Raw genomic sequence first — 22,458 nt, 5'->3', positions numbered from 1 at the left:
ACCGCAGGCAGGCCACAGATTGGTCCCGGAAAGTTCTGGGAGCAAGTGGTTGCGCAGTGATTTACTGGGCGAAGTGTACTCCTACAAAAGCCAGATTGCTAAAAAACCGATGCCTGTACAGGGTTTTTATGTAGGGCGTACGTATGCGCTGCGCAGATGGGTTAGGGTACACTCAGCGCTCAGTCAGTAAATGGAGAGAACGATGGATGCCCTGACCGCCCTGCATAATAGAGTTTCAACGGGCAAGCTGGTCGAGCCTGCACCCAATGAGCAGCAGCGGCAAAATATCTTTCGCGCAGCACTGCGAGCAGCGGATCACGCCTGCCTACGCCCCTGGCGGTTTCTAATGGTAGAGGGCCAAGAGCGCGAGCGCCTTGGGGAAATATTTCTAAAAGCGGCTGAGCAGTCTGAAGGTGATCCCCTAACTGAAGCTCAGCGTCAACGTACCTTGGCGATGCCCCTGCGCGCCCCCTTGATTATTGTGGCAATTACACGGTTACAGGAACACCCCAAGGTTCCCCACCTGGAGCAACATATGTCCACAGCAGGGGCGGTGCAGGCAATGCTCACAGCCGCCTATGCCGAAGGGGTGGGTGTTTACTGGCGCACCGGACCATTAGCCCATAATCCCCAGGTTGCCCAAGGTTTGGGTTTGGCTGAAAATGAGCGAATTGATGGGTTTATCTACTGTGGAACCCCCGATAAAGCGGCACGCCAGGCACCGGATTTACAAGTGGATGATTTTTTTTCACAGTGGAAAGCAAATTAGTACTTGCACAACCGGAAACATTTGGGTAAAGTGCGCGCTCTCTCGATGAGACAGCAGCTATCTTCCTGATTTCCTTGAAGATTTTGCTAAAGAGGGAGCTCCTCTGAAAAGAGGATTGCCCTCGCAGAGGGTGACAATTTGGTGAGGTGTCCGAGTGGCCGAAGGAGCACGCCTGGAAAGTGTGTATGTCGAAAGGCATCGAGGGTTCGAATCCCTCCCTCACCGCCATATTTTAAAGCCCGGCTGATGCCGGGCTTTTTCGTTTCAAGAATCTTCAGTCTCCTGTCAGGCCTTCGCTTTGCTCTTTAACAGGCAATTATTCAATGATGGCCGTAGATAGAGAGCAGCTCGGCTTCGACCTAGCATTATGTTCTGCTATTAAATCTTGATTTCCTGGCTTTTGCAGCCCACGGCTTCTGGGTCTATTTGTCGCTGATGAGGATAGCTGCCCTCTTTAATCATTCGGTAAATGCTGTTGCGCTTATAACCTGTAGGTCCTTCGACTTTATGTCTGCGAGGTATGCTGCGAGATTTTCTAGATATTAAGGTTGATGCCATTACATATCCCTCACCATAGTAATTTTTATTGCTCATGCCACAAATAAATGTAATTCCCTCTGTATATTGCGCATTGGGGCAGCAAGCGAAGGTGCCAAGTATTTGGGCAATTGTTGTTCTCGTGGCATACCAATCGCTGACATGCTAGGCAATGTAGGTTGTCAAGCAATAAAGGTAGAGCACATGGAAAAGTAATAGAAACCGCTCTACGAGTTACGCCGGAAGATAGCACTGAACATTCATATAGAGGCTGAAAGGGTTTATTTGGTAGAGATCCACAAATCAAAGAAGGTCCCGCTTATACAGTCCGCCTAAGAGCTTAAGCGAGTTCTCTTAGTGGCAGGCCAGGAGCAAGAAGTCGGTGCCCATCCTGAATACTTCCACGCTGGAAGGCCTGTGAAATGCAACTGATATAGCGTTCAAAATCTACACCCGCACTGCAGTGATAATCCAGAAGCAGCAGTTTTTTGTTATCACCCTGGCGATTAAAGAATAGCTGGGGAATCACCAAGTTCGTATAGAGGTATTGTCGGACTTAAAGGTGGCAGTTGTGAGGATTCAGCTGCTTTCCCTGAAGTTGGGAGGTAAGGTCAAAGGGCTAAAACTTATATTTGGGGTACAATGGATTGTCTATTATTAGAGTCTGGTTCGCCCTTCTCTGGCTTGGTTCTTGAATCAATAGTATGCATTATCATTCCTGCTGGCATTTCAGAGAACCAGTTGGCGATCCTATATGATTTGGATTTGTATAAGTTTTCGGATTTATGCCAGTTATTCTCTTCCATTTTCCAAGCTATAGCGGCAATAAGTAGTTTTCCTTCAATACCAAGTTTTGAGCCATAACCAGACACTACATACTCGGAGTTTTCGAGATCTAACTCTATATTGTAGTTCGCGCTAGCAACCCTGATGGTTATGTTAAGAAAGTCTGGGTTACTCTGAGATTTTTCTGTAATAAATCTTACTGATTGACCATCAACAGATAAATCTGCCTGTATGGATGCGTTAGATTCTTCTACTTGAAACTGCGCTCTATTTGTGAGTTGAACTAAGTCTGAGCGAGAAATATCTTTATTGGCTATTGAACGTTCGGATACGGATTTTAGCGAATTATAATTCGAATCCTCTAATATGTTATCCATGCTTTTATTGGCGAATGTATTACTTGAAGAAAATAAGTTAATTATTAATGTAAAAATTATCGGGTAGGTCCTCATTGGTCCTCTCCATTTTTTGATTAGGCGGCGATGTAAAATTTAATGTGAGGCGAAGTTAATATGTCAAGCGGTAAACCTATGCTGGCAGTTTAATAAGCAATAAAAGTTAATGTGGTGCCATATTGGCAAGTAGAAAACCTTTGGCTTTCTCTTTGTCAGAACTATATAGAAGCCCCATGCTGGGATAAGTACGAAATTCCTTTGCTAAATGTCCATAAATTCCCTGAATGCGGGATTTTTTGTGCCAGTTTGGCGAGTTGAAATTTAAGTCAGTGTATATGGTTGTATAAATATACAGTTGTATATATTGACAGTGTGTGAGGGCGGGGGTTACTATACCCATAGCTGCTCTGGTTTTCATGCAGCGACCGTTCATCCTTTCTTAAGCCGGCCCCCCAGCCGGTTTTTTTATGTCTAAAATTTGAGACTGCCAATGTCCCAAAAAGACTACTTCACAGAGCCGGAGTTCGCCTGTTGTTGTGGCAAAAACCATTTCAAAGATGAAACGCTCAATCGCCTGATTAAAGTCAGGGAGTGCCATGGCAAGCCAATAGTCATTAATTCCGGTTTCTGCTGCCCAGCACATAATGCCCGTGTTAATGCCACCATGACTCATGCTACCGGGCAGGTTGTCGATGTGCAGGTGGCTTTAGGAAGAGCCTACCGGTTAATCCAAATAACCCAACAGGAAGACTTCACCGGTATAGGGTTAAAGTAGAAGGGAGCATTTAAAAGGACGATTCCTTCACCTGGATGACCTTGAATCTATGCCAGGCGAGCGCACCTGCCTCACAGAGTGGAGTTACGATCCGCTAACAGCAATTTTTGATGCAGGCACAATGGCTATTGAGCGCAGTTGGCCTGACCCGGTTAAATGTGCTGGGGAAGTACAGAAGCTGAAGGAGCTCAAGCAAAGGGACAGCTTGGTAGAGCTAAATATTCAAATTCAATTGCTTCTCGGACAGCTGGAGGTCAACAAAGCCGAGGCCCAGCATAAAAGCATATTTGTCGCTGGCTGGCGTCCCTGGATTGGATGGGTTGGGGGCTTGGCCTTCGCTTATCAGTTTGTTTTATATCCATTGCTGTGTTGGGTCTGGGCCCTCTACAGTGCTAAGGGTTCAATACTTACAGGGGTGACTCCACCGCTAGTGCTAGAAACTGGTGCGCTGTTCTCGATGATAGCGGCCATGCTCGGAATGGGTGCCATGCGTTCATATGATAAAACGCATGGTGCTCAGACGGACAAACTATAAATAGTGATTTTTAAGGGTTGTCAGTTAATCAAGCTTCACTTTTTGGTTTATAGTTTTCCCAGATTTCAGGGTATCTTTCCCAAGGAGGAGCTTCAGGACTGAACGCGCTATCAGAGTTAGCGGCATCTTGATACCAAAACTGTATTCGTTTCATGAAATCTGCGTCATTCCTGTTTCTATAGATAAATCTAATTTCTGCATATGTAATTACACGGTTTTTTAAACCATTACCGAAGTCATACTGATACATTGTTTTTCTTTCAAATGGAAATTTTGCTTCTACTAAACCTTCACCTTGTCCTGGTTTGGTAATTACGGCATTCCAATCCATATCATAGTCTATTGCAAAATGTATGAAGTGATGGTGTTTTACTAAGAACTCGATTCCAGCTTTACTCTTTCTTCTGAACCTTTTGTTGTCTTCAGATTCCTCCCCTGTTTGGGGTGGCTCTGTACTGGAATCATCTGATACAACACATTTATATTTTTCTTTACTACGACAGAAATTATTAAAGTCTTCATTTAAGTAATTACAATCGTGTACAGCAGTGCCGGTTAGTAATTGATCAAGCCATGCGACCGTGTTTTTGCTGGCAAAATCCTGCATGGTTCTTTGCGTTAGCTGTTGAATTAGCCTCGCTCTACTTTCCGAAAACCCATAAAAAAAGTCTCCAGAACAGTATCTTCTCCATGGTTCAGCGAATGGCATAGTGACTCTCCTTGTAAAAGCACCACTAGGTGGCATGAGTAGACTTTTATACTAACTAAATAACCTTGCTCTAACATGAACAATCTACTTGGATATCGCTTGGCTGGTTTTAAGTTTTGGACATAAATTTTTAGATTTTGGACCTTTTTTAAAGCGAGGGATGTCGAAATATGGGCACTTAAAGGACTATAATCGAAGTCCCTTTTGCCCTCAAAGCAAACCTTCTATCAATCAAATTTCGTAGAAAATTAATTCTGCTTGGTAAATCCTATGACCCAAGCAGCAGAATGTTGGCATCTTAGCAAAAGCATAATTATTACCCAAATTGCCAGCATTATCTTATTGGTGGCTGGTTTTTTCATGTAGGGTTCTTATGTTGAGAAAGGGATAACCGCCAACACCCAGGCAATTCAGCATGAATCAGCTATGCACGTTCTGGGGCAAAAACACATGGTTGAGTTTAAGGGCGACATTCAAACCAGGCTCCAGCGCATTGATAGCAAGTTGGAGCGGTTGATTGAGCAGGCCACAAAGCTCATTGAATTGGTTCTGGCTGACAAAGAGCTAGGCCAATTCTTGAGGCAACACAGCAAACAATCAACAATTGGAAGAATAAGCATCCCGAACTTTTTGAGTCAAAAAAAGGGTAAGAATTTAGCTGATGCCAACTAGCGGAGAGCCTCTTTCGAATTATAGCTATGAGACCGTAAAGAACATGCAGTACAACAGCAATTCTATCATTCAGGAATATACAGAGTGCTACCCTCCAGACGCTACAGCTTGTTTAGTCTGGCCTCACAATCATTCATTGGGTGGCTCAGTTCCAGAATGAGCAGGCTGGTAAATAGTACAAGCCGATTCCCTGTGAGTGTGAAACTCCCAATAGATGTTTGAGGCTACAGCAGGTTTGTTACCTCACCTGCTTACATCAGCAGAGGTATTTGTCTTGGTTGGTAGCTTGAGGGGTTAAAGAAATAAGTCTTGGCGTGGCATTGAGGGTCAGCGAATATTTTACTGTCACTCTTACTTACCACAATACTCTTCAAAATCATCTGAGGTGTTTGGAAAATCAGCCTTCTCTGCCAGCTCCCATGGGCGTTCACACGCGTTTGTTTTTGCGCACCAAAGGTAGCCAGCTGAAGCTATACATCCATGTTTATCCTTATCTGAGCCTACACCAGGGCTAGGATCTCCAGAATTTTCTGAAGAACATCCCATTAAAAGTAGCATCAGAGTAAAGCTAGTAAGCTGCAAATATTTCAATATAAAAATCCTCGTTAAGTTAAAAATTGAGACACTGGTTAAATGTGTGTGGAAATCTAGGGTGAAGAAGTTTCTTATGATCATAAAATGATAGTTTTGTACTATTCCAGCCAATAGTAGCAGAAGTGTATCCAGATACCATTTAGTGGCTGGATGAACGGCAATCTACTTCTGTTAGAGGAATGTCTTGTGTATGACCAAGTATGCAATAGTGGTTGTATGTTCGATGAGCATGTAGGGGTTGCACTTGACTCTTGATTTGGGTGCTGAGATTGTGTTGGATTCTTTCTTTTTGCCCTTTACTGGCTGTCTGGTCAGCCTATCTAAAGTTTTTTTTATGATATTGATTTTCAGGCTCTTGCCAACTGATTATTGGCCAGCAGTTGAACGCTTGTTCTTCTTGGGGTTTGGTTCTTTATAAGCCTTCTTCTTAAGGTTAAATAGAATAATGATCTTTTTCTTAAGTTAGGAAGTGGAGGTTTGTTGAGACTTTTTTTATAAATTTATGGCTTTAAATATTTAAGGACGGTATTGCTAAGGTTTTCTATTTCTGATTTCGTTGATGAATGCTGATTATTTTAATTGGGTGAAGCTGCACATTGGTTTTTTGTGCTTGTAATGCCCATTTATTGGATTTTGGTTCTAGGTAATAGCTGCTGAATAGGTTGTTATATTTGTGATTTTAATTTAAGAAATTTCACATGGCTTATCTTTTAAATATCATTAGAGGTTCGCCTTTTACTTAATTTTCTCCAAAACTGCTAATTTCTATTCAAGCAGATTAATATCTAATTAAAGCGCTTTTGTTATTTCCAATTAGTCTTCTCGAAAGCGGGTGGTGGTTTGAGCAGGTTAAATCTTGCTGAAAAGTTGATTGAGAGTCATTTGATTAGTGGGAAAATGGTTCCAGGGGAGGTTTTGCAGCTCAAAATTGATCAGGTTCTCAGTGAAGATGCCACGGGTACATTGGTCATGCTAGAGCTTGAGGCTCTGGGGGCTAGATCTGTAAAAGCTGAGCTTTGTGCGCAGTATGTAGATCATAACCTTCTGAAGGCAGACCACAGAAATGGGGATGATCATGTTTTCCTGGAGAGCGCCTGTCGAAAATTTGGACTTTGGTATTCGCGCCCCGGAAACGGAATTAGTCACCCTGTACATATGTCTTGTTTTGGAATTCCTGGCAAAACAATGCTTGGAGCTGATAGTCATACCTGTGCTGCAGGTTCACTTTCCATGCTGGCAATGGGCGCAGGGGGAATTGAGATTGCTTTGGCGATGATAGGGTGTCCACTCACCTTGGTCATGCCGAAAGTTTTAGGGGTGTATTTGGAGGGTAATCTGCAGTCATGGGTAAGTGCAAAAGATATTATTTTGGAGCTTTTACGTAGATACACCGCTAGTGGCTGTTGGAATAAGATTGTTGAATATCACGGACCCGGATTAAAAAACCTAACCGCTATGGATCGGCATGTTATTGCCAATATGGGGCATGAGATGGGGGCTATAACCAGTGTTTTCCCGGCTGATGATCAAGTTAGGTTTTTTCTTCGCCAGCAGTCTAGAGAGGAAGATTTTACGGAGCTGAGCGCTGATGAAGGTGCTACTTATGATGAAGAGGCCTTTATTGATCTGTCCGAGCTCGAGCCAATGATTGCTTGCCCTTCGCGACCAGATAAGGTGGTGAAAGTTAAAGAAGTTAGCGGCAGACCAGTCTCCCAGAGCTATATTGGGTCTTCTGCAAATCCCGGATTACGTGACTTCTCTATACCGGCATTAATAGTGAGTGGTCGTCATGTGCCAGATAATATGTCTTTCGATATAAACCCCTCCTCACGCCAAGTGCTACATGGTCTGATCCAGAGCGGTGATCTCGAGAGGTTAATAGGGGCGGGTGCTAGCTTACATGATACCGGTTGCGGCGGTTGTATTGGGATGGGGCAGGCCCCAGCGAGTGGTCATAATAGCCTCAGAACGGTACCGCGCAACTTCCCTGGCCGCTCAGGGACCAAAGAGGACCAGGTTTATTTGTGCAGCCCAGAAACCGCTACTGTGAGTGCGCTCACTGGGAAAATTACAGACCCAAGAGAAATGGATATGGAATATCCCGTTTATGAAGAGCCGGAAACCTTGTTGGATATGCGACCGCTGATGGGGGCCCCGCAAGAAATTCCTGTAAAAGTGGAGTTAAAAAAAGGGCCCAATATTAAAAAGCTGCCAGTTATGGAGAAGATGCTTAGCGTGATTGATGGGCCGGTTATTTTGAAAGTAGAGGATAATGTCACTACGGATGACATTATTCCCGCTGGTGCTGAGGTATTGCCAATGTGGTCAAATATCCCAGAATTGAGTCGCCACACCTTTTCCAGAATTGATAACTCCTTTTATGAGCGAGCGAGAGAAATTGAAGAGGATCTATTTCTTGTAGCGGGGCACAATTTGGGGTATGGATCTGGACGAGAACATGCGGCAATTACTTTGCGCTATTTAGGTATTCGTTGCGTCATCGCTAAAAGTGTTACTTTGCCCTATAGGAAAAACCTTATTGATCACGGAGTATTGATATTGACCATGGGGAATGAGAGTGATTATCAGTTTTTTGGTGAGGGAGATAGGCTTCAGTTTTTTGATCTTGCGAGTCTCACTGGTGATAATACGTATTTGGAGCTTAAGAATCTTAGCCGTAATAAAACGATATGGTTAAGGAATGACTTATCTGATAGGGAAGTTGAGGTAATTAAGTTTGGCGGAAGGATTAACTACATCAAGGGTGTTTCTGGTGGATTATTAGAAGGTGGTGGAATATTTTAATTACAATTGTAGGTTTTGTTGGTAGGTTGGCTTATCAGAAAATTGTATACTTATCAGGATAAGCGTTTAGAAGTGTTGTTACTTTTTCGGGTTGTTTTTTGATGTTCCTACGTATTATATGCATGGTGTTGATATTTGTAATTGTTGGTTGCAATGAGGGTACATTGCAATCGCCATCCGGTTTGGCGGGGCCTATAGAAGGGGAGGCTTCAGAGGGTTGTGAAAGCAATCGGTATAAGTTGTTAGTCCGCCTTTCCCTGGCTCCAGTCACACTGGGCGGAGAAGATGGCTGCAAGGTAGTCTCAGGTTTGTGGATGGACCCCTATAGCGGTAAGTTTATTCAACAGGCTTCCGATCTGGATGTTGAGCCAGTTGTTCCTGAGTCGTGGGCTCTTCGTCATGGCGGGAGGGGCTGGAGTAGCAAGCAACGTAGGGTCTTTGCTGAAGACCCGGCCAATACCTGGTTGATTGGCAAGGGGCATGGCCTGAGCCGGAATGGCCGAGGGCCTGATAAGTGGTTACCTCCTTATCAGCCCGCTCGTACTATTTATATACAGCAGTTTAGAGCTATTGCCAGAAAGTACAGGCTCGCTCAGTAAAAAATTGAGAAGTACACCCCATAGCAAGCCACTTATTACTGGCTTGCTATAAAGTGATCTCTTACATTGCGTGTAATCATTTGCAATCAAATTATATTGTTTCAAGGCTACTAATTCTGTTATCGATCCTTCCTCTTCTTTTTTGAATTTCCAATATCCCATTTTACTTTCTTGGCTGGCTAATTTATTTACTGGTAGCTGGTTGTTGTATCTGAATTGCGGACATCAATAGAAATCTCTTTGGGGTTCTTAAAGAATTCTGACATTAATGTCAGTCTAGTGATAAGGGACACCTTCTACCTTTGGCTTAAAGGCTAGGTTCTGCGATCACTTGAACTTCTAGTGCGTTGGGGATTGTGGTAGTGGTTATTGAAGGCTGCATAATTGAAGATATTCTTGGTCCGTTAGGGATCATAAGTTGGTAAAGTAATTCCTTAAATCAGTTTCCAGTTGGAGGAGGCATGAATAGAATTGCAGGAGTTTCGGCCATAGGTATGGGGCTAATCTATATCGCTGCTTTTATATTTTTTGGTTTATTTTGGGCTTTCCCGTCCGCCGGAAGCCCTGCTGAAAAGATGAGATTTTTGGAGGAGAACCAATTACTTTTTAATATTGTATACACATTGATGTATTTAGTCTTTGCTGTCTTGTTGGGGTGTTTGGTAGTAGGTTTATATGAAGAGTTAAAAAATAAAAATGCTGGACTCACCATTTTGGCGTCGCTGTTTGGGGCAATCTGGGTGGGATTGGTGATTGCTAGCGGTATGATTGCCAATATTGGGCTTGCCTATGCCATTGGATTGATGGAGCTCAGCCCGGATAAGGCCTTTGAAGCTTGGGGTGTGATTTACCTGATGGTTGAAAGCCTGGGGGGTGGCAATGAGTTGGTGGGTGGCCTCTGGGTACTCATAATAAGTTCAGTCGCTTTGCGAGCGGGAGTGTTTTCAAGATACCTGAATCTAGTTGGCCTGCTCGTTGGTACTGCAGGTGTTGCCACTATTTATCCAGAGGAAATTTTTCAGGAAATATTTGGCGTAAGTCAGATCGTCTGGTTTATCTGGATTGGAATTTCCCTACTTGGGAAAGAGCAAGAGGGAAATGATTGGGAGGGAGCAGAGATAGTTAATAGGTAGCTGAGAGATCAAGAGAATTTTCCGACGGTTTTATGAATGGCACGCCAAAAAATGAAAAAAGCGTCTATCCTTTCATTGGGTCAGGTAGTCTTTCACGAGGTGCCTTGGCTAGTGTTTCCGCTGTTATGGAGCTGGAGTGAGGCCTGTAAGGTAGTAACTCGCTATATTGCGCACAGCCCAAAGTGACCAGCCGGTATCGGCTTGGTCTGCTCCTGGGAAGCGAGCGGATTGCATATTACCTGCTGTCAATTCACGGGGTAATGCCCCTGAAAACCTTGGAGATTTTATTGTGAAAAGCACGCATTACATCCTTCCCTTGGTAATTGCCAGTCTTGCTGCTTCTGCTGCCCTGGCAGACAAACACCCCAAGAAGCCAGCAAAGGACTGGACCTGTGCCGACTTCCTGGCTATTGATGATGAATTTAAGCCAAAGGCGGTGTACTGGGCTTCAGCTTACTCAAAGCGTGGTAAGGAAGAGGGTGACATGTTGGATATCGATGGCACTGAAAAGGTGACACCGATGATTATTACGGCTTGTACCAAGGCGCCGAAGGAGTCCTTTTGGGCCAAGTTTAAGGATGAATGGCATAAAATGGGGCGTCATCACGGCAAGGACAAGTCTGATAATAAGATGATGAATATGCAGGATGGTAGCGGTACTAATAATACAGGTACCAGCCCGAATGGCACTACGAATCCAGGCACAACCCCCAATGGCACTAATGATGGCAGCGGTAACAATAATATGCAGAAGCAAAAGCAGAAACAGTAGCGCCTATCAGCTAACTAAGGTGATACAAGCCCGGCTCAGCCCGGGCTCTGCTTGTTTGGGAGAGGGGCTTGGGGAGGCCTCTAAGCGTGCTGTTTTAAGGAGGAGCTGCTATTGTTGCCCGATAGTGCGTAACAAAGGGAGTTGAGTTATGACGAAGACGGCGAGGGAAGAGGCGAAGCGAGGCAGGAATATAAACCGCTCTGCTAGGATGTTTTGGGGTGGCCTTCTTCTGGCGGGGCTTTTTCTGGCGCTTTTTATGCATTCAGCTAAAGCACTGGTTTCATAAGCTGACAGAAGTGCTGAAGTAAAGCTGATGCGTTGCGGGGGAGTGATTAATGGCGCCCCCGGGTGGACTCGAACCACCAGTCCGGACTTAGGAGGTCCGTGGTTTATCCTGTTAACCGACGGGGGCAGATCGCAGTTGGTTGCGAAGGGCGGCCATTCTATCTGCTACGAGGACAAATGTCATGTCGTGTTTATCTTCTCTGTCTATCTGAGAGTGTCCCCTTACTTTTCCAGAAACCGCTAAAAATTTGAACCTTGTCACTTGAAGTAACATGATGGCGACAGGGTTACTGCACTTCCCGCCGTATCTCTTCTCTTTCACTTTCGGCAATTCTTGGTAATTTTCTCAACTTATCTTGTTAGCTTTGTAACATTTAATGGGTTAATTCGCGGATGATTTTGCATGACGGAATTTTAAAATATTCTGAAGTAAACCTGTCATAGTTGTCTTGTAAATTTCTGCTTGACCAGGATTGTTTGGCATCGCTAATCTGCCAATGCACCGTAAAGTGCGATAAGGATGTTTCTGCTTTCACGGATCAAGATTATGGAGTTTCGTATGGGTGTTAACGTAAACGAAAAGCACATGGTTTTTGATGATGTGGATATTCCACAAATTGCAAATGAAGTACTAAGGCAAGCTACATCTCAGCCGCCACGGGATGCTCGTCGCATGGTTGAGGATAAACTGGAGGAAAGACGCTTAAGTCGAGAATTAATGGATTACGACTTTGATGCCTAGTTAAAAAACAATTAACCAATAGTCTTAGGATAGTGCGGTGCCTGCCGAGTTGATGTAGGTGATATAAGAGCGTTAACAGGGTTCACCGCACAATTAAATTTTTCGCCTTTGCACTCTTTCTTGTTAATGCTTGGTTTGCATTAGTACCAGCTAATCGAAGCCAGCTGGATCTACGTAATAAGTATCTCGCCTATCTTCTTTCGACTATTTCAATTGATAAAAATCAAGCGGCCAACAACCTGTCATTGAGCTTTACGTTGACGGTTTTTGGAATTTTTAAACCATCTCTGGTGCTGATTTCTAAAATGGGAATTAATTTTGGGATTGGGTAGGAAGGGGGTGCCGGCCATAGGCCAGAACCCTCTGTGAAGCATGAATGGTCAGAACAATTTACATTTGTGTAACCGTATCTTCCTTGTCTTCTTTTTTCTTGCCGCCAAACCAGCCCATCAGCTGCTTGAGTTTGTAAGAAAACTTTCCTCGCTTGGCTTTGCGTTCTTTATCGGCAGCGCTTACCAGCCAGGCAACTTGAATAACCAGGCGCTGTCCCTCAAAGGGGAGGTGGCCATGGAAGGAATTCTCGGCGCGCTTAAAAGCAGCAAGTGTCCCGTAAGAAGGGGGAACTTCTGGGGCGACGGTATCTTCGAAGTCGTCAATGCGCTTTAGAAAGCGTAAGCAGCCGTTGCCATCCAGCGTCCATTCAGGATTGAGGTAGAGTAAGGCCGTGGCAATTTTCGATTTGCCATCGGTGTGAATTCTGCCATGACGCTTTTTCAGGGTGCGGCTGATAGATACATAGGTTGGATACTGGGAGAGTTTTTCTATTCCTAGATTATTCCCGATCGTATCGGCGAATTCTGGATGGGTAAATTCCTCAATCAGGGTATTGATGGAATCTCCACATTCATGCTTCTCGTAGGGGAGGTAACCGGCCCCCTTAAGGTGTGGAAAGTCCTTCAGGAAGGAGGGCATCATCTCCTTGGTTAAAACATCACGGGCAACAAAAAATGGGAAGGGTTGGCGATTGAGAAGGATATCGTCACCGCTTATGGCGCTGGTATCAAGCCAGCGTTTGGCATCCACAGCTAGGCTAGTCATTATTGTGTGTCCTTACAGGCTGGTCCGGTGCTTTTATTCAGCACCGGGTTACATCAAAAGTTTCTATTGATGTTGACTACTGAGTCTCCCTCGAATTCCTATGAGGGGTGGTACTGGGTACCAACTCACAACCCTCAGGAAAATATCAGAGCTTGGGCATGGGGCCAATACTGGCGTATAAAAACCCGCTGAATTCCTAAAGATTCTTGTTTGAGATCAAGTTAATGAGGTCAGGGGTGTTGAATATCATGCAATTAGCACAAGTGCCGGTATAATGCCGTTCAGATTTTCGTCAGAGCGGTTTTATCCAAGCAATGTCTGTGACTCCCAAGTCCCCAGCTGTATTGCAAGTGCGCGATCTCGCCTGTGAGCGAGATGGCCGGCGCTTGTTTGAGGGTCTTGATTTCTCGCTGGATGCCGGCGGGGCAATCCAGATCAAGGGAAGTAATGGTGCCGGTAAGACCACACTGTTACGTACCTTGATCGGCAGCACCAGTGATTTCAATGGGGAGATTCTCTGGCGCAATAGCCCCTTTCCCAAAGGACTGCGCGCTATGCGTGAGTCCCTTTTGTATATCGGCCACCGCGGTGGGGTTCGGGGAGGTCTTACTCCTCTGGAAAACCTTACTTGGTATGGGGCTACAGAGACTTCGGCGATGGAGGCTCTGGACAGGGTTGATCTATTCGGCTTTGAGGGTGCTCTTTGCAGCAGCTTATCGGCGGGCCAGAACCGCCGAGTGGCGCTGGCGCGACTCTTTCTTCCCCTGTCGCCCTGCCTGTGGATTCTCGATGAGCCTCTGACCGCTCTGGATGTCGCCGGTGTTGCGGCATTGGAAAAACAAATGGCTGACCATCTTGCATGTGGCGGCTCTCTCCTTCTGACCTCCCACCAGCCTCTCAACCTGCCTGGCTTGGACTTTGTCGATTTGTCTGACTATGCAGTTGAGGAATCTTTTAACGATATGGGGGGAGAGCATGTCTTTAACTGATGTCCAATTACAGTCCGTTGGAGTACGCGCTACCCCAGGTTTTGTGGCGCTCTTTAAAATTGAAATGCTCCTGGCATTGCGCAAGCGAGCAGATATTGCCAACCCACTATTATTTTTTGTAACGGTTCTCGCCCTCTTACCATTGGGAGTGGGACCAGAGCCTGAACTGTTGGCGAAAATGGCGCCGGGAATGATTTGGGTGATGGCGCTACTTGCCACCATGCTCTCTCAAGAGAGTTTGTTCCGTGGGGACTTTGAAGATGGCACTTTGGAGCAGTTAGCACTGTTGCCCCAGCCCCTGTATTTTGCCGTATTGGCTAAATCCCTGGTGCATTGGGTCGCAACGGGCCTGCCACTGGCACTTTTATCTCCGCTCCTGGCGTTGATGTTGAATTTGCCCTCTGAAGGGTATTTGTGTTTGTTCGTGTCGCTGTTTCTGGGGACCGCGAGCCTCAGCCTGATCGGCGCCATAGGTGCGGCGCTCACTGTGGCTCTGCGCCGCCCCGGGTTGTTGCTGGCGTTAATTGTTATGCCACTCTATGTGCCCGTGCTAATCTTCGGCACCGGCGCGGTGCAGGCGGCAATAGATGGCTATGCCTACAGCGCGCAGCTGGCGATTCTGGCCGCACTGTTGGCTGCTGCCGCAGCCCTGGCACCACTGGCGGCAGCGGGAGCAATACGTATCAGCCTGGATAATTGATTCGGAGGTCTTCTTGGCTTGGCAATGGTTTCACCGTTTGGGTTCACCGCGTTGGTTCTATCAAAAAACCACTGGGTGGTTGCCCTGGCTGGCACTGGCCAGCGTTGTTTTGTTGGTGACGGGTTCGGTATGGGGCCTGGGGTTTGCCCCTGAGGATGCCAAGCAGGGCAATAGCTACCGTATTATCTTTATCCATGTGCCGGCGGCCTTCCTGGCCCTGGCGGGCTATTACATTATGGCGATCAGCGGCGCCATAGGCCTTATCTGGAAGATGAAACTCTCCTTTGCGGTGATGCGCGCAGCGGCTCCAATCGGCGCGGTACTCACCTTTATATCCCTTTTTACTGGCGCGGTCTGGGGAAAGCCCACCTGGGGCACCTACTGGGTTTGGGATGCCAGGATTACCTCGATGTTGATCCTGCTGTTTCTTTATATCGGTGTGATGGCGCTGTCCCAAGCGGTTAGTCGCGAGCAGGTGGCGGACAAGGCCAGTGCGCTATTAGCCCTGGTCGGGACGGTGAATATCCCAATTATTTACAAGTCGGTAGATTGGTGGTTCACCCTTCATCAGCCGGCAACTATCCGCCTGACAGAATCCAGCAGTATCGATCCCAGTATGTTTTACCCGCTGCTGGTAATGATTATCGGTTTCTATTGTACCTATGCCTGGACCCTGCTTATGCATACTCGCGCGTTGATCCTACGCCGCGAGATGAAAACCCAATGGGTACAGCAGGAATTAGCTGGGGAGAAGTAAAGTGCAGTTTCAATTTGCCAATTTTGCAGACTTTCTGGCGATGGATGGCCACGGCATTTATGTGTGGATTTCCTTTGCTGTTACTTTTGCGGCCCTAGCAGCCTTAATCCTCTACCCGCAGTTGGCGCGGCGGCGTCTACAGCGGGAGTTGCTTAAGCAGCAGCGCATTGCACAGCGCCGGCGCAAGGCTAAGGCGCAGCAGGCAGATATGGAAGAGCCAGCCTAGCTGGTAATCGATAGGGTTTTTCGCCCGGTGGCTACTGCGGCTGGGCAGATAAGATCAAAAACTTATGGAGTTCACCTAAACAATGCATCCCGTACGCAAGCAACGTCTGATCCTGGTACTTGTTCTGGTCGCGCTTTCCAGTGCCGCAGTAGGTTTTGTCACCTATGCGATGCGAGAAAATATGGATTATTTCTATGCTCCCAGCGCATTTGCCGCAGGTGAGGTGCCTTTTGAGAAGCGCATCCGCGCCGGTGGTTGTGTCGTACCCGGTAGTGTTCAGCGCGCGGAAGACAGCCTGGATGTTCAGTTTGTTATTACCGATGGTGAGGCGGAATTGGCGGTCGTGTTCGATAAGATTCTGCCGGACCTATTTGCAGAAGGTGAAGCTGCAGTGATTAGCGGGCAGCTGATGCCCAGTGGCGTCTTGCGTGCCGATCAGGTACTAGCCAAGCACGATGAAAACTACACGCCTCCTGAAGTTGCGGAAAGCATGGTTTCCCACGAAGGCTGCACCGATGGAGCGAAGATATGATCCCTGAACTGGGCCATTTTGCGCTGATAGTCGGCTTGCTGCTGTCCCTTGCGCTTTCGATATTGCCAATAGCAGGCAGTTATAGTGCGCGTCCCCTGTGGATGGAGGCCGCCAGGCCACTGGCCTTGGGCGTCTTTGCGTTTGTTTTTATCGCTTATGTCTGCCTGACGGTCGCTTTTATCCAGAGCGACTTCACCGTTAACTATGTAGCGCAGAACTCCAACAGTATTCTCCCGATTTACTATAAGGTCACCGCGGTATGGGGTGGTCACGAGGGCTCTATTCTGCTGTGGCTGTTGATCCAGGCAGGCTGGGCTGCGGCTGTGGCGCTATTTGGCCGCCAGTTGCCGCCGGAGCTGTTAGCGCGAGTGCTCTCAGTGCTGGGTGTGGTACTGATCGGCTTTTTCCTCTTTATTATATTGACGTCTAATCCCTTCGATCGCACTTTGCCATTCCCGCCGATGGAGGGCTCCGACCTGAATCCGCTGCTGCAGGATCCAGGGATGATTTTCCATCCGCCTCTATTGTATATGGGCTACGTGGGATTCTCTGTCGCCTTCGCTTTCGCCATTGCTGCGCTCTTGGGCGGGCATTTGGATGCGGTTTGGGCTCGTTGGGCCAGACCTTGGACGGTAGTCGCTTGGGCTTTCCTCACTCTTGGAATCGCTCTGGGTAGTTGGTGGGCCTATTACGAATTGGGCTGGGGCGGTTGGTGGTTCTGGGACCCCGTGGAGAATGCCTCGCTGATGCCCTGGTTGGTGGGCACCGCACTAATGCACTCATTGGCAGTCACGGAAAAGCGCGGCTTGTTTAAAAGCTGGACTATTCTGCTGGCAATTTTTGCATTCAGTTTGAGCTTGTTGGGCACCTTCCTGGTGCGCTCCGGGGTGATTACTTCCGTGCATGCTTTCGCCACTGACCCGTTGCGCGGTAGCTTTATCCTCGGATTTCTGGCGGTGGTTGTGGGGATCTCACTGTTGTTGTTTGCGCTGCGTGCGCCAGCAGTGAGTGCTCGCAGTGTATTTTCCTTCCGCTCATTGGAGACCTTCCTGCTCGGTAACAATATCCTGCTGATCTTGATTATGGCGGTGGTGCTGACTGGCACTTTATATCCGCTGGTGGCAGATGCCTTGAACCTGGGCAAAATCAGTGTTGGTCCTCCCTTCTTCAACCTGTTCTTTGTGCCCTTGATGGTGGTGCTTTGCCTGCTGCTGGGGATGGGGGTGCGTGCGAACTGGAAAGACAGCCGCTGGGACAAGCTTCTCAGCGCCTGGCGCCTGCCATTCCTAGCAGCCCTGGTGGTGGCTCTGGTTTGGCCTCTGGCCTTTGACCATTACCACTGGGGTGCGGTACTCGGCCTCTTTATTGGTGCCTGGGTATTTTGCGCGAGTCTTGCAGATATCGTTTCCAAAACCCGCAATGCCAAATCTTTTGTCGCCGGCCTTAAGCGTCAGCGCGCCAGTTACTACGGGATGCATCTTGCCCATATAGGCTTGGCGGTGGCAGTGCTGGGGGTAGTGTTAACGACCGTATACAGCGTGGAAGAAGATTTGCGTATGGGGGCTGGCGACAGCCATCAGGTGGCTGGCTACGACTTTGATTTCGGTGGAGTACGCCTGGCACAAGGTCCAAATTACCGTGCTTTCGAGGGCGTGATCCACGTTAGCAAGAATGGCAAACCGGTTGCAGAGTTGTTTCCGCAGAAGCGCAATTATTTCTCTGGCGGCAACACGATGACCGAAGCGGCAATTGATACTGGCTTATTCCGTGATATTTACGTTGCCCTCGGCGAGCCATTGGACCGCAGTAATCCCAGTGGGGATTGGGCCGTGCGCCTGCAGTACAAGGCCTTTGTGGTGTGGATTTGGTTGGGTGCCTTGCTAATGGCTATTGGTGGTGGCATTGCCGTGGCGGATAAGCGTTACCGCAAAGCTAAGGCGGCGCGCGAGGCATCTCTTAGCGGTAATTTGGCGGCGGCCTAAGTTTCGGGAAGAATTAAATGTCGAGATTAAAACTCTTTTTACCCCTGATAATTTTTGTGGCCCTGGCGCTTTTGTTTTGGCGTGGTTTGTTTTTGAATCCCCAGGAAATGCCTTCGGCATTGCTGAATAAGCCAGTGCCAGAGTTTTCCCTGGAAAAGGTTGCTGATAACAAGCAAGTCATGCAAAAAGGCGACCTGCCCAAGGGGCCGCACCTTCTTAATGTTTGGGCCACCTGGTGTGTGGCCTGCCGTGTTGAGCACCCCTACCTCAACGCCCTTGCAGAGCAGGGCGTACCTATTATTGGTGTTAACCTCAAGGACGATGATTCAGCGGCCATAAAATGGCTGGATAAATTTCACAACCCCTATCTCTTTAGCGTTGCCGACAGGGACGGGCGACTGGCCCTGGACCTGGGCGTCTTTGGTGCTCCAGAAACCTTCCTGGTGGATGCCGAGGGCACTATCCGTTGTAAACACGTTGGCATCGTGGACGATAAGGTGTGGCAAACTAAACTACAGCCACTTTACGAAAAACTAAAAAGCCAGCACTGGGACGCATTTGCCGGTGACCTATCAGATTCCCTCATCTCCCGTTGTCAGTGAGACTGAAGAGAAGAAAAGCCGTTTTATCTGTTGGTTGGGACCAGTAACGGATAAAACGGCCTTTCAGCATCAACTCCAAGAAATTCGCCAGCAGTACCCGGATGCCAGTCACCACTGCACGGCGTTGATTATCGGCAATCCCGCCAACCCCACTATGATGCAAGCCGATGATGATGGTGAGCCCGGCGGCAGTGCAGGGCGCCCAATGCTGGAGCTGCTCCTCAAGCAGGGTGTTGGCAATGTGGGCGCTATAGTGACCCGCTATTTTGGTGGAACCAAATTAGGGGTTGGCGGCCTGATGCGTGCCTATCGGGGATCGGTGGGGGCTGCTTTACAGGCTATGCCTTTGGAGAGCTTTGTGCCGTTACAGCAGGCTTCTGTATGTTGTGATTTTGCCCAGGAATCCCGCTTGCGTTTTCTGGTGGCCCGTCATCAGGGTAGTTGCGGCCAGGCGGATTATGCCAGCAAGGTAACAGTGTCTATTTCTTTACCGCAAGATCAATGGCAGTCCCTACGAGAGCTGCTGCTAGCGGAGGCATTTGAGTTTCAGGACTAATTTTTCCAGCTTGCTCGAGGTGTTTAAATAATCTCGTAGAAGCTGAGCTATTTGGGCTAGATGATACCTTGTTTAGCGAATTTTCCGATCTCTTCGGCTGAGTAACCCAATTCTTGTAAGATAGACTCGTTATCTTCCCCCATATGTGGAGCTCGCCGGAATTCTACCGTTTCATCTCCACAGTGTATTGATGGCGCCAGGATTTTGATCTCGTTGCCCGCATCGCTAGTCATGGAGCGAATTCTGCCGGTTTCCGTAACAAAAGGATTATTCAGGGCTTGCTCAACATCATAAATAGGAGCTGCAGGCACCCGGCCGGTTAGTATAGTGAGCCACTCTGTTGTAGTTTTTTTTGAGAAAATTTTGTCCAGCTCAGCCGTTAGGCTGTCGCGGTGTTTTAAGCGCGCTTTAAAGTCAACAAATCTTGGGTCCTGGCACAGTTCTGGGTGCCCTACGGCATTGCACAGCTCAACCCAGAATTTTTCCTTGTTACACATCAAGTAAATCCAGTCATCTTTGGTGGTGTATAGCTGGCAGGGGGTTAGGGAAAAGTGTGCAGAGCGAGGCGGTCTCTGTTGATTGTGACCGGCATTTAATTGCCACATGGCGACGTAACAGAGGTTATACAGCGCGTTATCAAATAAACTGACATCTATATCGCGGCCGCGACCCGTTTCCCGGGCACTGAGGATACCGGATACCAGGGCCAGAGCCATAGCCACTCCCGTAGATAAGTCCACCAAAGAGAGCCCACAGCGTGTGGGGGGGCTGTCGGGTTCTCCTGTTAATTTGAAATATCCCGCCTCTGCTTGCATGGGGTAATCATAACCGGGCCAGGTTGCCCTGCTTCCACTTCTGCCATAGGCCGTAAGGTGGGCACACACAATTCGTGGATTAATTTTTCTTAAGGCTTGGTAGGTGATGCCTAGCTTTTTTGGGACATCGCCGCGAAGGTTACAGCTAACTCCATCGGCAGTGGCAATAAGTTTTTGCAGTATCTGCTGTCCCTCCTCGGTTCTGAGATTGAGTGACAGGCTTTTTTTGTTGTGATTAAACCCTTGGAAAAACAAACTGCTGTTATCCTTATTTTCCTCCTCCTCTTCGCCTTTTACAAAGTAAGGGCCAACTGTCCGGCCTACATCACCACCCAGAGAGACATCTTCCACCTTGATGATTTCCGCACCTAAATTGGCCAAATAGAGTGTGCCAAAAGGACCGGCACCATATTGCTCTACAGCAATCACGCGTACGTCTTTCAGGGGGAGCATAGAGTGACATTCCCGATGATTTCTATATTGGTGAGTGCAAGTTTAGGTTAGATATAAAGCGTATAGCGGGAAGGTTCTTTGTATAGGCAAGGTTATTGCTAAATCTAATGTACCTTTTATTTTAAGGCGGAGGTCGGCTGCTACTATGCATGGGTACTTGAACGGTCGGGGAATGGGTCCAATAAGTGAATACTACTGCCATGCATATAAAGAAGAGCTTTCTTTGTCGCAGCATTTTATTTGTGCCTGCCAGTCGACCGGATAGGTATCAAAAAGCTTTCACGAGTGGCGCAGATATAGCCTGCGTAGATTTAGAGGATGCCGTCGCCCCTGAGTTTAAAAAGGCGGCGCGACAGAATGTAGCAGAATTTTTTCCACCTCCAGACACTCAATCGTCCTTGAGAGCGCTACGTATCAATCAATTGTCATCAGAGGCAGGGTTAAGGGATGTTTTGTTACTGTTGGGGATGGGGTCAAAACCAGATATTGTAATTCTCCCCAAAGTGGAATCTGCCGAAGAAATCAGTTGGTTTAATGACTTGTTGGCGCCAGTTGAGCAATCAATCGGGCTTTTGCCGCTGGTTGAATCAGCAAAAGGCCTGCAGAACAGTTTGGATATCGCCAGTTCCGATAATGTACTGGCCATTGGTTTTGGTTTTGCAGACTTTTGTGCAGAAGTGGGGGCAGATATAAGCTGGGAATCTTTACGTTACGCTAGGGGGCGTATTCTACAGGCTGCGGCATACGCGAATATAGATGCTGTGGATGGCCCATATCTGGATCTAGAGGATATTGAGGGTTTGTTACGGGAAACCCAAAATGTAGCCGCATTAGGTTTTCGTGGAAAAATAGTTTTGCATCCAAGGCAAATCGACCCTGTTCACCAAGGGCTTTCCCCCACAGAAGAAACTGTGCAAAGAGCGCGAAAAATCGTGCAGGCGTTTAAAGAGAACCCCAGTGGTGTAGTGGTGGTTGATGGGCGCATGGTGGATCTACCAGTGGTAGAACGGGCGAGAAAATTGGTTGCCTTGGTAGATAGGCAGTAATTCAAGCAGGACTACTGGTATTAATGCCTAAAGCAGAGGGCTCTTATGGATCGATATCGTTTCCCCGCGTATATTTTTCTTGGCAATAATCGCTACCGGGAGCGTTATGGTTTGGATTTCGAGGATTTTAAGGTGGGGCAGGTTTTTCGTCACCGACCGGGGGTGACTATCAGTCAGCAAGATAATGTCGAAGAGTGTGTGAATACTTTTAACCAGGCGATGATTCATTTTGATGAGTACTATGCCGAACACACCGAATTTAAAACACCTCTCATTAATACAACTCTGATCGTTCAGCGTTTAATGGGTATGATTTGGAAAACTTACTACCGTCGCAAGAGAATTGTTGAGTGGGGTAGTATTGATATGCTGGCTCCGGTATTTGGAGGTGATACTTTATATGCCGAGAGTGAAGTGCTGTTTGTCGGTGCCAATCTGAAAGATTCGGAGTCTGGCCTGATTGAGATTTTACTGAGCGGCTCCAATCAAAAACAACAAAAAACTTGTGAGATACGTTGTACCATGCTGGTTTACAAGCGAGAACATCTGCCATTTTCCGCAAAAAATTATTGATTACTATTTTGCTTGGGAGAA

The 22,458-nt window shown here is 47.3% G+C and carries 26 protein-coding genes and 2 tRNA genes; 21 read left to right on the top strand and 7 right to left on the bottom strand.

Annotated features, from left to right (window positions below; genetic code table 11):
* Nucleotides 1-202: 202 nt before the first annotated feature.
* The gene (locus tag ACJJIO_RS02600) at nucleotides 203-769 is read left to right on the top strand and encodes a nitroreductase family protein (RefSeq protein ID WP_444910059.1); all 567 of its coding nucleotides are present in this window, start codon (nucleotides 203-205) and stop codon (nucleotides 767-769) included.
* A gap of 140 nt (nucleotides 770-909) precedes the next feature.
* A tRNA-Ser gene (locus tag ACJJIO_RS02595) sits at nucleotides 910-997 on the top strand.
* Nucleotides 998-1,147: 150 nt separating this feature from the next.
* Here the strand turns inward: ACJJIO_RS02595 and ACJJIO_RS02590 are convergent.
* Nucleotides 1,148-1,327: an AlpA family phage regulatory protein gene (locus tag ACJJIO_RS02590; protein WP_444885486.1), complete on the bottom strand. Its 180-nt coding sequence runs from the start codon at nucleotides 1,325-1,327 to the stop codon at nucleotides 1,148-1,150.
* A gap of 605 nt (nucleotides 1,328-1,932) precedes the next feature.
* A complete protein-coding gene (locus ACJJIO_RS02585; protein WP_444910058.1) occupies nucleotides 1,933-2,544 on the bottom strand; it encodes a hypothetical protein in 612 nt (203 codons plus the stop codon).
* A gap of 433 nt (nucleotides 2,545-2,977) precedes the next feature.
* On the opposite strand from ACJJIO_RS02585, the gene ACJJIO_RS02580 reads away from it, so the two are divergent.
* Both ACJJIO_RS02580 and ACJJIO_RS02575 read left to right on the top strand, forming a co-directional pair.
* On the top strand, nucleotides 2,978-3,262 hold the full coding sequence (locus tag ACJJIO_RS02580) for a D-Ala-D-Ala carboxypeptidase family metallohydrolase (protein ID WP_444910057.1): 285 nt from the start codon (nucleotides 2,978-2,980) through the stop codon (nucleotides 3,260-3,262).
* A gap of 49 nt (nucleotides 3,263-3,311) precedes the next feature.
* Nucleotides 3,312-3,797, top strand: coding sequence for a 3TM-type holin (locus tag ACJJIO_RS02575; RefSeq protein WP_444910056.1), 486 nt, complete (start codon nucleotides 3,312-3,314; stop codon nucleotides 3,795-3,797).
* Between the two features lie 28 nt (nucleotides 3,798-3,825).
* On the opposite strand, the gene ACJJIO_RS02570 is transcribed toward ACJJIO_RS02575, so the two are convergent.
* The gene (locus ACJJIO_RS02570) at nucleotides 3,826-4,506 is read right to left on the bottom strand and encodes a hypothetical protein (RefSeq protein ID WP_444910055.1); all 681 of its coding nucleotides are present in this window, start codon (nucleotides 4,504-4,506) and stop codon (nucleotides 3,826-3,828) included.
* A 426-nt stretch (nucleotides 4,507-4,932) separates the two neighbouring features.
* On the opposite strand from ACJJIO_RS02570, the gene ACJJIO_RS02565 reads away from it, so the two are divergent.
* The gene (locus tag ACJJIO_RS02565) at nucleotides 4,933-5,178 is read left to right on the top strand and encodes a hypothetical protein (RefSeq protein WP_444910054.1); all 246 of its coding nucleotides are present in this window, start codon (nucleotides 4,933-4,935) and stop codon (nucleotides 5,176-5,178) included.
* A gap of 351 nt (nucleotides 5,179-5,529) precedes the next feature.
* Here the strand turns inward: ACJJIO_RS02565 and ACJJIO_RS02560 are convergent, their stop codons facing one another.
* On the bottom strand, nucleotides 5,530-5,769 hold the full coding sequence (locus ACJJIO_RS02560; protein WP_444910053.1) for a hypothetical protein: 240 nt from the start codon (nucleotides 5,767-5,769) through the stop codon (nucleotides 5,530-5,532).
* 247 nt (nucleotides 5,770-6,016) lie between these two features.
* On the opposite strand from ACJJIO_RS02560, the gene ACJJIO_RS02555 reads away from it, so the two are divergent.
* The 5 genes from ACJJIO_RS02555 (at nucleotide 6,017) to hdeA (ending at nucleotide 11,081) form a co-directional block, all read left to right on the top strand.
* Nucleotides 6,017-6,190 (top strand): hypothetical protein, encoded by a 174-nt coding sequence (locus ACJJIO_RS02555; protein WP_444910052.1) that lies wholly within the window; start codon nucleotides 6,017-6,019, stop codon nucleotides 6,188-6,190.
* A gap of 422 nt (nucleotides 6,191-6,612) precedes the next feature.
* Complete coding sequence (locus tag ACJJIO_RS02550; protein ID WP_444910051.1) at nucleotides 6,613-8,577, top strand: aconitate hydratase; 1,965 nt, start codon at nucleotides 6,613-6,615, stop codon at nucleotides 8,575-8,577.
* Between the two features lie 164 nt (nucleotides 8,578-8,741).
* A complete protein-coding gene (locus tag ACJJIO_RS02545) occupies nucleotides 8,742-9,176 on the top strand; it encodes an HNH endonuclease (RefSeq protein ID WP_444910050.1) in 435 nt (144 codons plus the stop codon).
* A 461-nt stretch (nucleotides 9,177-9,637) separates the two neighbouring features.
* On the top strand, nucleotides 9,638-10,309 hold the full coding sequence (locus ACJJIO_RS02540) for a hypothetical protein (RefSeq protein WP_444910049.1): 672 nt from the start codon (nucleotides 9,638-9,640) through the stop codon (nucleotides 10,307-10,309).
* A gap of 289 nt (nucleotides 10,310-10,598) precedes the next feature.
* Nucleotides 10,599-11,081 (top strand): acid-activated periplasmic chaperone HdeA, encoded by a 483-nt coding sequence (hdeA, locus tag ACJJIO_RS02535; RefSeq protein ID WP_444910048.1) that lies wholly within the window; start codon nucleotides 10,599-10,601, stop codon nucleotides 11,079-11,081.
* Between the two features lie 336 nt (nucleotides 11,082-11,417).
* Here the strand turns inward: hdeA and ACJJIO_RS02530 are convergent.
* Nucleotides 11,418-11,493 (bottom strand) — tRNA-Arg (locus ACJJIO_RS02530).
* 432 nt (nucleotides 11,494-11,925) lie between these two features.
* On the opposite strand from ACJJIO_RS02530, the gene ACJJIO_RS02525 reads away from it, so the two are divergent.
* On the top strand, nucleotides 11,926-12,108 hold the full coding sequence (locus tag ACJJIO_RS02525) for a PA3496 family putative envelope integrity protein (RefSeq protein WP_252085312.1): 183 nt from the start codon (nucleotides 11,926-11,928) through the stop codon (nucleotides 12,106-12,108).
* 390 nt (nucleotides 12,109-12,498) lie between these two features.
* On the opposite strand, the gene ACJJIO_RS02520 is transcribed toward ACJJIO_RS02525, so the two are convergent.
* Nucleotides 12,499-13,206 carry a 2OG-Fe(II) oxygenase gene (locus tag ACJJIO_RS02520; protein ID WP_444910047.1) on the bottom strand — a complete coding sequence of 236 codons (708 nt, stop codon included), beginning with the start codon at nucleotides 13,204-13,206 and terminating at the stop codon, nucleotides 12,499-12,501.
* A 320-nt stretch (nucleotides 13,207-13,526) separates the two neighbouring features.
* On the opposite strand from ACJJIO_RS02520, the gene ccmA reads away from it, so the two are divergent.
* The 8 genes from ccmA (at nucleotide 13,527) to ACJJIO_RS02480 (ending at nucleotide 19,550) form a co-directional block, all read left to right on the top strand.
* Nucleotides 13,527-14,195 (top strand): cytochrome c biogenesis heme-transporting ATPase CcmA, encoded by a 669-nt coding sequence (gene ccmA / locus ACJJIO_RS02515; protein ID WP_444910046.1) that lies wholly within the window; start codon nucleotides 13,527-13,529, stop codon nucleotides 14,193-14,195.
* Complete coding sequence (gene ccmB / locus ACJJIO_RS02510) at nucleotides 14,182-14,895, top strand: heme exporter protein CcmB (RefSeq protein WP_444885466.1); 714 nt, start codon at nucleotides 14,182-14,184, stop codon at nucleotides 14,893-14,895. The genes ccmA and ccmB overlap by 14 nt, the downstream gene beginning before the upstream one ends.
* A gap of 13 nt (nucleotides 14,896-14,908) precedes the next feature.
* Nucleotides 14,909-15,652 carry a heme ABC transporter permease gene (locus ACJJIO_RS02505; RefSeq protein ID WP_444885919.1) on the top strand — a complete coding sequence of 248 codons (744 nt, stop codon included), beginning with the start codon at nucleotides 14,909-14,911 and terminating at the stop codon, nucleotides 15,650-15,652.
* 1 nt (nucleotide 15,653) lies between these two features.
* A complete protein-coding gene (gene ccmD, locus ACJJIO_RS02500; RefSeq protein WP_444910045.1) occupies nucleotides 15,654-15,878 on the top strand; it encodes a heme exporter protein CcmD in 225 nt (74 codons plus the stop codon).
* Nucleotides 15,879-15,960: 82 nt separating this feature from the next.
* Nucleotides 15,961-16,410 (top strand): cytochrome c maturation protein CcmE, encoded by a 450-nt coding sequence (ccmE, locus tag ACJJIO_RS02495; protein ID WP_252085318.1) that lies wholly within the window; start codon nucleotides 15,961-15,963, stop codon nucleotides 16,408-16,410.
* The gene (locus ACJJIO_RS02490; protein ID WP_444910044.1) at nucleotides 16,407-18,392 is read left to right on the top strand and encodes a heme lyase CcmF/NrfE family subunit; all 1,986 of its coding nucleotides are present in this window, start codon (nucleotides 16,407-16,409) and stop codon (nucleotides 18,390-18,392) included. Before ccmE ends, ACJJIO_RS02490 begins: the two co-directional genes overlap by 4 nt.
* A 17-nt stretch (nucleotides 18,393-18,409) precedes the next feature.
* The gene (locus tag ACJJIO_RS02485; RefSeq protein WP_444885463.1) at nucleotides 18,410-18,994 is read left to right on the top strand and encodes a DsbE family thiol:disulfide interchange protein; all 585 of its coding nucleotides are present in this window, start codon (nucleotides 18,410-18,412) and stop codon (nucleotides 18,992-18,994) included.
* Nucleotides 18,957-19,550: an IMPACT family protein gene (locus tag ACJJIO_RS02480; RefSeq protein WP_444910043.1), complete on the top strand. Its 594-nt coding sequence runs from the start codon at nucleotides 18,957-18,959 to the stop codon at nucleotides 19,548-19,550. The genes ACJJIO_RS02485 and ACJJIO_RS02480 overlap by 38 nt, the downstream gene beginning before the upstream one ends.
* Before the next feature lie 56 nt (nucleotides 19,551-19,606).
* On the opposite strand, the gene ACJJIO_RS02475 is transcribed toward ACJJIO_RS02480, so the two are convergent.
* Nucleotides 19,607-20,818 carry a CaiB/BaiF CoA transferase family protein gene (locus ACJJIO_RS02475; RefSeq protein WP_444910042.1) on the bottom strand — a complete coding sequence of 404 codons (1,212 nt, stop codon included), beginning with the start codon at nucleotides 20,816-20,818 and terminating at the stop codon, nucleotides 19,607-19,609.
* A 200-nt stretch (nucleotides 20,819-21,018) separates the two neighbouring features.
* Between ACJJIO_RS02475 and ACJJIO_RS02470 the strand changes: the two genes are divergently transcribed.
* Together ACJJIO_RS02470 and ACJJIO_RS02465 are read left to right on the top strand one after the other, a co-directional pair.
* Nucleotides 21,019-21,864, top strand: a complete 846-nt coding sequence (locus ACJJIO_RS02470; RefSeq protein ID WP_444910041.1) for an HpcH/HpaI aldolase/citrate lyase family protein — start codon at nucleotides 21,019-21,021, stop codon at nucleotides 21,862-21,864.
* Between the two features lie 45 nt (nucleotides 21,865-21,909).
* Nucleotides 21,910-22,437, top strand: coding sequence for a MaoC family dehydratase (locus ACJJIO_RS02465; RefSeq protein WP_444910040.1), 528 nt, complete (start codon nucleotides 21,910-21,912; stop codon nucleotides 22,435-22,437).
* Nucleotides 22,438-22,458 lie beyond the last annotated feature (21 nt).

Source organism: Microbulbifer mixtoriginis (SeqCode), from assembly GCF_052467235.1.
The sequence above is the reverse complement of the archived record's forward strand: the minus strand, read 5'-3'. Positions and strand labels throughout refer to the sequence as shown.

Excerpts from the sequence above, each read along its gene's own strand:
- ACJJIO_RS02600 (WP_444910059.1), top strand. The coding sequence starts at position 203 with ATGGATGCCCTGACCGCCCTGCATAATAGAGTTTCAACGGGCAAGCTG.
- ACJJIO_RS02590 (WP_444885486.1), bottom strand. The coding sequence starts at position 1,327 with ATGGCATCAACCTTAATATCTAGAAAATCTCGCAGCATACCTCGCAGA.
- ACJJIO_RS02585 (WP_444910058.1), bottom strand. The coding sequence starts at position 2,544 with ATGAGGACCTACCCGATAATTTTTACATTAATAATTAACTTATTTTCT.
- ACJJIO_RS02580 (WP_444910057.1), top strand. The coding sequence starts at position 2,978 with ATGTCCCAAAAAGACTACTTCACAGAGCCGGAGTTCGCCTGTTGTTGT.
- ACJJIO_RS02575 (WP_444910056.1), top strand. The coding sequence starts at position 3,312 with ATGCCAGGCGAGCGCACCTGCCTCACAGAGTGGAGTTACGATCCGCTA.
- ACJJIO_RS02570 (WP_444910055.1), bottom strand. The coding sequence starts at position 4,506 with ATGCCATTCGCTGAACCATGGAGAAGATACTGTTCTGGAGACTTTTTT.
- ACJJIO_RS02565 (WP_444910054.1), top strand. The coding sequence starts at position 4,933 with ATGCACGTTCTGGGGCAAAAACACATGGTTGAGTTTAAGGGCGACATT.
- ACJJIO_RS02540 (WP_444910049.1), top strand. The coding sequence starts at position 9,638 with ATGAATAGAATTGCAGGAGTTTCGGCCATAGGTATGGGGCTAATCTAT.
- ACJJIO_RS02525 (WP_252085312.1), top strand. The coding sequence starts at position 11,926 with ATGGGTGTTAACGTAAACGAAAAGCACATGGTTTTTGATGATGTGGAT.
- ACJJIO_RS02520 (WP_444910047.1), bottom strand. The coding sequence starts at position 13,206 with ATGACTAGCCTAGCTGTGGATGCCAAACGCTGGCTTGATACCAGCGCC.
- ccmB (WP_444885466.1), top strand. The coding sequence starts at position 14,182 with ATGTCTTTAACTGATGTCCAATTACAGTCCGTTGGAGTACGCGCTACC.
- ccmE (WP_252085318.1), top strand. The coding sequence starts at position 15,961 with ATGCATCCCGTACGCAAGCAACGTCTGATCCTGGTACTTGTTCTGGTC.
- ACJJIO_RS02490 (WP_444910044.1), top strand. The coding sequence starts at position 16,407 with ATGATCCCTGAACTGGGCCATTTTGCGCTGATAGTCGGCTTGCTGCTG.
- ACJJIO_RS02485 (WP_444885463.1), top strand. The coding sequence starts at position 18,410 with ATGTCGAGATTAAAACTCTTTTTACCCCTGATAATTTTTGTGGCCCTG.
- ACJJIO_RS02475 (WP_444910042.1), bottom strand. The coding sequence starts at position 20,818 with ATGCTCCCCCTGAAAGACGTACGCGTGATTGCTGTAGAGCAATATGGT.
- ACJJIO_RS02470 (WP_444910041.1), top strand. The coding sequence starts at position 21,019 with ATGCATATAAAGAAGAGCTTTCTTTGTCGCAGCATTTTATTTGTGCCT.
- ACJJIO_RS02465 (WP_444910040.1), top strand. The coding sequence starts at position 21,910 with ATGGATCGATATCGTTTCCCCGCGTATATTTTTCTTGGCAATAATCGC.